Origin of the sequence: Microcystis sp. M090S1, assembly GCF_020246295.1 — a bacterium.
GTDB classification, from domain to species: domain Bacteria; phylum Cyanobacteriota; class Cyanobacteriia; order Cyanobacteriales; family Microcystaceae; genus Microcystis; species Microcystis aeruginosa.
In genome coordinates this window covers 1-7,786 of the sequence record NZ_JADBTF010000004.1, presented here as the reverse complement: position 1 = coordinate 7,786, position 7,786 = coordinate 1, and the positions used below count along the sequence as shown (strand labels likewise).

The 7,786-nt window shown below is 44.1% G+C and carries 7 protein-coding genes; 4 read left to right on the top strand and 3 right to left on the bottom strand.

Annotated features, from left to right (window positions below; translation table 11 throughout):
* Positions 1 to 389: 389 nt before the first annotated feature.
* From petC to IM477_RS00115, 4 genes are all read left to right on the top strand, one after another.
* On the top strand, positions 390 to 929 hold the full coding sequence (petC, locus tag IM477_RS00130) for a cytochrome b6-f complex iron-sulfur subunit (RefSeq protein ID WP_287729944.1): 540 nt from the start codon (positions 390 to 392) through the stop codon (positions 927 to 929).
* A gap of 43 nt (positions 930 to 972) precedes the next feature.
* A complete protein-coding gene (petA, locus tag IM477_RS00125; RefSeq protein WP_012265194.1) occupies positions 973 to 1,959 on the top strand; it encodes a cytochrome f in 987 nt (328 codons plus the stop codon).
* A gap of 132 nt (positions 1,960 to 2,091) precedes the next feature.
* Complete coding sequence (locus IM477_RS00120) at positions 2,092 to 3,153, top strand: mannose-1-phosphate guanylyltransferase (protein WP_287729943.1); 1,062 nt, start codon at positions 2,092 to 2,094, stop codon at positions 3,151 to 3,153.
* Positions 3,154 to 3,512: 359 nt separating this feature from the next.
* Entirely contained in the window at positions 3,513 to 5,162 is a 1,650-nt protein-coding gene (locus tag IM477_RS00115) for an ABC1 kinase family protein (RefSeq protein WP_287676416.1), read from the top strand.
* 12 nt (positions 5,163 to 5,174) lie between these two features.
* Here IM477_RS00115 and IM477_RS00110 read toward each other — a convergent pair whose 3' ends face one another.
* The 3 genes from IM477_RS00110 to IM477_RS00100 form a co-directional block, all read right to left on the bottom strand.
* Complete coding sequence (locus IM477_RS00110) at positions 5,175 to 5,582, bottom strand: hypothetical protein (RefSeq protein WP_287729942.1); 408 nt, start codon at positions 5,580 to 5,582, stop codon at positions 5,175 to 5,177.
* A 371-nt stretch (positions 5,583 to 5,953) separates the two neighbouring features.
* Positions 5,954 to 7,375 (bottom strand): type I glutamate--ammonia ligase, encoded by a 1,422-nt coding sequence (gene glnA / locus IM477_RS00105; RefSeq protein ID WP_287729941.1) that lies wholly within the window; start codon positions 7,373 to 7,375, stop codon positions 5,954 to 5,956.
* A 53-nt stretch (positions 7,376 to 7,428) separates the two neighbouring features.
* Positions 7,429 to 7,599 (bottom strand): hypothetical protein, encoded by a 171-nt coding sequence (locus IM477_RS00100; protein ID WP_155120276.1) that lies wholly within the window; start codon positions 7,597 to 7,599, stop codon positions 7,429 to 7,431.
* Positions 7,600 to 7,786: the final 187 nt, after the last annotated feature.

The following is a 7,786-nucleotide window of genomic DNA, read 5'->3' as shown; positions in this document are numbered from 1 at the left end:
TGTTAAAAGTTGTCAGACACCCCCCTTATCAAGGGGGGACTAAGGGGGGATTAAGGGGGGATCGAACCTAAAATCCATTTTTAATTTAATTATAACCAGCTACTTAACTTAAGTTAAAGGTATATGGGGACTTAACTTTTCCATTGGATCAAATTTTTTAAGATTCTTTCGATGTTTGCGGTTTCTCATCTCGGCAAAAGCGAGCAAACAGCGATCGCATTTGGCGCAGCTTTGCCGTGGCAATTGTCCGTGACTCAATATCTGTAATAATCTAATACAGCCCTTGTAAACCTTCTTTAAGCTCTGGGTTTTCGTCTTGATCGAGATGCACAAAATCGCCCTTAGATGAGAATTAGTTTACAAAAATTTACATTTGGAGATAAGGAGCAATGAGTCAAGTTTCCGGTACAGATGTTCCCGATTTGGGGCGTCGTCAATTTATGAACCTGTTGACCTTTGGTACAATTACCGGAGTAGCAGCGGGGGCTTTGTATCCGATTGTTAAGTATTTTATTCCCCCCTCGGCCGGTGGTACGGGTGGCGGTGTCACCGCTAAAGATGCCCTAGGCAATGATGTGATTGTCAGTCAATTTCTGACCACCCATAACGCTGGCGATCGCACCTTAGCCCAAGGTTTAAAAGGCGACCCCACCTATTTAGTCGTCCAAGAGGACAAAACCCTGGCCAACTACGGAATTAACGCCGTCTGTACCCACTTAGGTTGTGTGGTGCCTTGGAATGCCAGCGAAGAAAAATTCATGTGTCCTTGCCACGGTTCCCAGTACAATGCCGAAGGAAAAGTAGTTCGCGGTCCAGCGCCTCTATCCTTAGCCCTCGCCCATGCCAACGTCACCGATAATGATAAAGTCGTCTTCTCCACTTGGACGGAAACCGACTTCCGCAATGGCGAAGAACCCTGGTGGTCCTAGATTATTCAATGTGACGAGATTTGGAATTATTCGACCTATAGAGATGAGAACATTCAACTTTTTAAGCTTCCCGCAAGTCCACAGACAGGCCCTAGTGAAAGCTGTCCTCGTGGCGATCGCTACCGTTTCCCTACTCCTAACCAGCGATGTCATTAACCCCCAATCTGCCCAAGCATATCCTTTTTGGGCGCAACAAACCGCCCCGGAAACCCCCAGAGAAGCAACAGGTCGGATTGTCTGCGCGAACTGCCATTTAGCCCAAAAACCCGCCGAAATTGAAATCCCCCACTCGGTATTACCCGATAGCGTCTTTGAAGCAGTGGTAAAAATCCCCTACGATCCCGCCAGTCAACAGGTGTTAGGAGACGGATCCAAGGGGGGTTTAAACGTCGGTGCAGTCTTAATGCTACCGGATGGTTTTAAAATCGCGCCCCCCGATCGCATTCCCGAAGAAATGCAGGAAAAACTCGGTGGAGTCTATTTCCAATCCTACAAAGAAGGTCAAGATAACGTGGTTATCGTCGGCCCCTTACCCGGTGATCAATACAAAGAGATCGTTTTCCCCGTCCTGGCCCCCGATCCTAGCCAAAATAAGGGTATTCACTTCGGTAAATATGCTGTGCATTTAGGGGCCAATCGCGGTCGCGGTCAAGTGTACCCCACCGGTGAACCCAGCAATAATAACGCTTTCAAAGCTTCTACCGCAGGTACAATTAGCCAGATCAGCAAAACCGAAGCCGGTGGTTATGAAGTCACCATCACTTCCGAAGCTGGCCCCGTGGTGGAAAATATTCCCGCAGGTCCTGAGTTAATCGTCTCGGAAGGTCAAGCGATCGAAGTGGGACAATTTTTAACCAGTAACCCCAATGTCGGCGGTTTTGGTCAAAAAGATACGGAAGTTGTCCTGCAAAATCCCGGCCGGATCAAAGGATTAGTTTTATTCCTCGGTGGTATTATGCTCTGCCAAATCCTCTTAGTTATTAAGAAAAAACAAGTGGAAACAGTACAAGCGGCCGAAATGAATTTCTAATCGCAATATTTCGGTTATTTTTGCTAAAAAGCGGGTTATTTGCCCGCTTTTTAGCTTTGAGTCAGGAAAACGCTCACCGCTCACTGCCGTCTGATACAATCGGTTCAACTTAACCGATAAGTGTCAATTTTTATGAATCAGTCGCTTGTTCCAGTCATTCTCGCCGGGGGTAAAGGGGAACGTTTTTGGCCTCTCAGTCGTCTAGCGCGTCCGAAACAGTTTCTCTGTCTTGATGGTAGTGGTCGCAGTCTTTTACAAGCAACGGCCGATCGTCTATTATCTTTAGGGGCAGGTTGGGAAAATCTCTGGGTAATTACCGCTAGTGCGATCGCTGATGGTGTCCGCGAACAACTGCCCGATTTACCGGAGAGTAACCTATTAGTGGAACCGGTGGGCAAGGATACGGCCCCGGCTGTGACTTGGGCCACCTTAGAAGTGGCAAAACGTTATGGTAAAGAAGTGGCGATCGGTTTTTTTCCTGCCGATCATTATATTGGTGATCAAGAGGCTTATATTAACACTTTAAAAGCGGCCGTAGAAGTGGCCGTCAGCCAAAAAGCGATCGTTACTTTAGGGATTAAACCCGATTATCCCTCCACCGGTTACGGTTATATCGAACAGGGAGAAAATCAGGGCGAATTTAATGGTTTACCCGTCTATAAAGTTAGTCGTTTTACGGAAAAACCCGATCGCACCACGGCCGAAAAATTCCTAGAAACGGGACTTTTTAGTTGGAATAGCGGAATGTTTATCTTTCAGGGACAAGTGGTTTTAGAGGAGCTAAAAACCCACGCTAATAATATTTTACAACCTCTGATCGATCGGGGCATCGCTGCCTATGAGGATTTAGAGAAAAAAAGTATCGATTATGCTTTGATGGAAAAAACCCAACTCGCTTACGTTTTACCCGCTAATTTCGGTTGGGATGATCTGGGAGATTGGAATTCTCTGGAAAGATTACTAGAAGCAAAGGGCAAAAATATTGAACTGGCCAATCATGTCGGTTTGGATACGGAGGGGGCTATTATCTATGCTAGTGATCGGGAAGAAGTGATCGTTACTATTGGTTTAAAAGATCTGGTAATTGTTCGCGACGGTAAAGCGACTCTCGTTGTCCACAAAGATCGTACCCAAGATATTAAACAAGTTCTCAAGCAATTACAAACCGATCCCAAATTGGATAAATTGTTATAGGATCGATAAGGGGTACATCTCATTTTTGTAAATCTACTAAGTTGGGATTTTTTAAGGGAAACTTCCTACTAAAATCGGGCGTTACTTTCGGTTTTATCGCTCAATCCAAGCTTTTGGGGGGTTCTACCCCCCAAACCCCCCGTTGGGGGCGTGGCGCCGCCCCCAAACCCCGGAGCGCATTAGTTTTTCGGTGGGATGCTTACAGGCAGCTGCTGATATATCTGTAATAATTTAAAAGTCACTGATAATTGCTGATTATCGGTGTTCCTGCAAATGTGGGATGCACCCATCGATAAGTACCTAACTTACCCATTGATAAACTGATAACTGATAACTGATAACTGATAACTGATAATACCGTGTTCTCACTCCCCCAAACCAGTCAAAGACAAAAAGAAATCCTTGAGATAGTTCTCGGCAACGGTTGGGACTATATGCGCGGGGTTTTAACCTTAGGAAAAACAGAAAATCCCCAGATTCCCACCCCAGAAGTTCTCAAAAAAATCCTCGTGGAATTGGGGCCTTTTTATGTCAAATTGGGACAGTTACTTAGTACCCGTCCCGATCTGCTACCTGCTAATTATATCGAGGCTTTAACTGCCCTACAAGCGCAAGTTCCTCCCGTTGCTTGGACAGATATAGAAATAGTCATCACTGAACAGTTAGCAAAACCGATCGAACAGGTATTTAAGTATATTAATCCCCAACCGATCGCCGCGGGATCGATCGGGCAAATTCATCGGGCAACTTTATTATCCGGGGAGGAAGTCGCGATTAAAGTCCTGCGTCCGGGGATCGAAAAAATTGTCGCCCAAGATAGTGCCTTAATTAAGGGAATTGCTGATTTAGTTGCCCTGACAGAATTTGGTCAAAGTTATGACGTTGTTAACTTAGCAGAGGAGTTTATTAAAGCAGTCAATGCGGAATTAGATTTCACCCAAGAAGGTCATTATACTGACCAATTACGCTATAATTTAACCCAGAGTCGGTGGTCAGAACCCAAACAGTTAGTTATTCCTAAAATTTATTGGCACTTAACTAATTCTAGGCTATTAGTGTTAGAATGGTTAGAAGGAAAACAAATTTTAGAGGCCGATGTTTCTAGACCAGCAACTGAGCAAGCAATTTCCCAAAGAAAAAGCGAAATAACTAGGATTTTGTTTCGGTCATTTTTTCAACAAATTTATATTGATGGCTTCTTTCATGCCGATCCTCACCCGGGTAATATTTTCTATCTTGACGATGGTAGAGTAGCTTTAATTGACTGTGGCATGGTGGGCAGATTAGACCCGCAAACTCAACAAATTTTAACAGAATTGTTATTAGCAATTGTTGACTTAGATGCGAAAAGATGCAGTCAACTAACTATTAAATTATCCGAGTCAGTGGTGCCGATTACTTTAGTACAATTAGAGGTGGATTATGAGCGGATGTTGCGAAAATATTATAACCTCAATTTAAATCAAATTAACTTTAGTGAGGTAGTTTATGAACTTTTGCAAATTGCCCGTCGCAATAGAATTAAACTTCCGGGTAATTTAGGTTTATTCGCTAAAAGTCTCGCTAATCTAGAAGGAACTGCCCGAAAATTTAATCCTGATATTAATATCCTGGAAGAAGTCAAACCGCTATTAACTAATATTCTTGAACAACAGTTAATCGGTAGCACTCCCCTACAAACTGCCCTAAGAACAGTTTTAGACTTGAAATCTTTTTCACTGAAATCTCCCCGTCAAATCGAAGTTTTACTAGATGGTTTAACCTCGGAAACTTTAAATGTTAATCTGAAAATTCGCGACTTAGATAATCTCCGTCGCAGTTTAGATAATTCCGCCAATCGACTAGCTTTTAGTGTGATTATTGGTTCCTTAATTATCGGGGCTGCCATTGTCACAGCCAGCGCCCAATCTCGGCAATTAACTATTATTAGTACCGTATTATTTGCTACAGCTAGTTTAATCGGTTTATGGTTAGTTGTCGGTATCCTGCGATCGGGGAGATTGCGCTAGAAATTATCGCAATTAAATTAAGATTTGTTGTTGTAAAAATTTCGCCCACTGACTAGCCAATTCAACTTCAGTAAAGGGAATTTTTTCAGGCGATCGCTCCTTAAAAATAAATTCTAGGAAAGGGGAACCTTGGGGGGGAAGAGCATCTAAATCCACCACTTGATTATTAACTAGCAGACGGATTTCTTTGACCTCCTCTAGGGAAAAAGTTTGTAAATTAATCACTCCCTTACGAGTTGGCTTTCCCCAAGTGATAATTTTATCTTTTTGACCTAAGACAGAATATATATCATACTTAGCTCGCTGGAAGTTTTCCGCCCATACTCGATAGATTTCCACTTTTTGGTATTCATTCCAACCACTCCAAGCCAACCAAATAAATAGAATTAATAAAGGTGTCCACAATAACCCGCGTTCCATAAACTATCGCCCCAAAATACCAGTCAATTAATCGTATTTTATGCTAAGTGGGTGGGTGGAATTAAATATAAGATGAACGTAGGTTGGGTTGAAGCATGAAACCCAACGCCCGCATGGGTTACGCTACCGCTAACCCATCCTACAAATAATTGTGCCTCCCTACTTAATTGGCAGCAAGGGATTATACTAGGGTTTGCGGCAAAAAGTTTTTCGGTGGTGGCAGGGTGTGGGGTGTGGGGTGTGGGGTGTGGGGAAGGAAACCTCTTTCATCTGCGGGGGTGAAAATTTTTTCATCGGGACTGACTTGCTGATTCGGAAAAAAAAGGGCAGACAAAAGCCCACCCTAGGATTAATGATTGGTCAATCAAACCTTAGACATCGTAGTAGAGAGAGAACTCGTAGGGGTGGGGACGTAAGCGCATCGGGTTAACTTCGTTATCGAGTTTGTAGGTGATCCAGTTTTGGATAAAGTCTTCGGTAAAGACACCAGAATCGGTCAAGAAAGCGTGATCTTTTTCGAGACTTTCCAGAGCTGCTTCTAGAGAACCGGGGGTAGAGGGTATTTTTGACAATTCTTCGGGGCTGAGTTCGTAGATATCCACATCGAGAGGTTCGCCGGGGTCAATTTGATTTTTAATTCCATCGATACCCGCACAGAGCATAGCTGCAAAAGCGAGGTAGGGGTTAGAAGTGGCATCAGGACAGCGGAATTCTAAACGTTTGGCTTTCGGGTTGCTTCCCGATAAAGGAATCCGAATCGAAGCGGAGCGATTACCTTGGGAGTAGGCCAGGTTTACAGGGGCCTCAAAACCGGGGACGAGACGCTTGTAAGAGTTGGTGGTGGGGTTAGTTAAAGCTAAGAGAGCGGGAGCGTGTCTAAGCAAACCACCGATGTAGTACAGTGCCATTTGGCTAAGTCCGGCGTATTTATCCCCAGCGAACAGGGGTTGACCATCTTTCCAGATAGACTGGTGAACGTGCATCCCGGAACCGTTATCACCAAAGATGGGTTTGGGCATAAAGGTGACGGTTTTACCGTATTTCTTAGCCACGTTCTTAATGCAGTATTTGTAGGTCATCAAGTAGTCGGCGGCCCGTACTAGGGTAGAGAATTTAATCCCTAACTCGTTTTGACCACCAGTAGCGACTTCATGGTGATGTTTTTCGATGGGAACTCCGCAGTCGGCCATGGTTAAGAGCATTTCCGTGCGAAGATCTTGAGAGGTATCGGTGGGACTAACGGGGAAATAACCCTGTTTGTAGGCGGGTTTATAGGCAAGATTTCCCTCTTTTTCGTCTTTACCGCTATTCCAACGACCTTCGACACTATCCATGTAGTAATAGCCGGCGTTGGCGGTTTGGTCGAAACGAGCGCTATCAAAGAGGAAAAATTCCGCTTCCGGTCCAAAAAATACGGTATCACCTAAACCGGTACTGCTAAGATAATCGATCGCTTTCTGAGCAATAGAGCGAGGATCGCGGCTATACCATTCACCGGTTCTCGGTTCTTTGATGCTACAGATCATGCTTAGGGTAGGTTCCTTGTAGAAGGGATCGATCCAAGCAGTGGTAGGATCGGGAACCATGGCCATATCGGATTCGTTAATTGCTTTCCAACCGCGAATACTGGAACCATCGAAGGCAACACCATCGCTGAAAGAGCTTTCATCGATTTGATCGTAGTAGAACGAGCAATGTTGCCAGATACCTGGCATATCAATAAATTTCAGGTCGATAATCTTAATATTGTTGTCCTGAATCATTTTCAAGACTTCTTGTGGCGTTTCGGGCATGGAAAACTCCTTTGATGTATGGATCAGTTCTTAAGCTTCTCAAAAAATCCATCCTAAACAGTCACTTTGGCCGGTTTTGTATTTTTCGATACAAAATCTTTAATCCTAGCTTGAAAAAATCTGTAATTTCCTTGTTCAGGTCGGTAATCGCTGGGAATGACCATTTGCCTATCAGCTTCTAGCTCCTCTTGCCACACCTCAAGCACGTTCGCTTCTGCAAACATTTGCCGTCTAAGCTAAGACGCATTCTAACCGCCTATACTCCTATAACTGGACTTCCCCCATACATAAATACTAGAAAATTAACAAAACCCTTACTGCAGGTCGCTTCTAAGAAAAAATTGAAAAGAGGCTACTGGGTACATTTTTCACTTGAAAATGGCTGTACCGTTGACTGTATCTGGAGTAGAG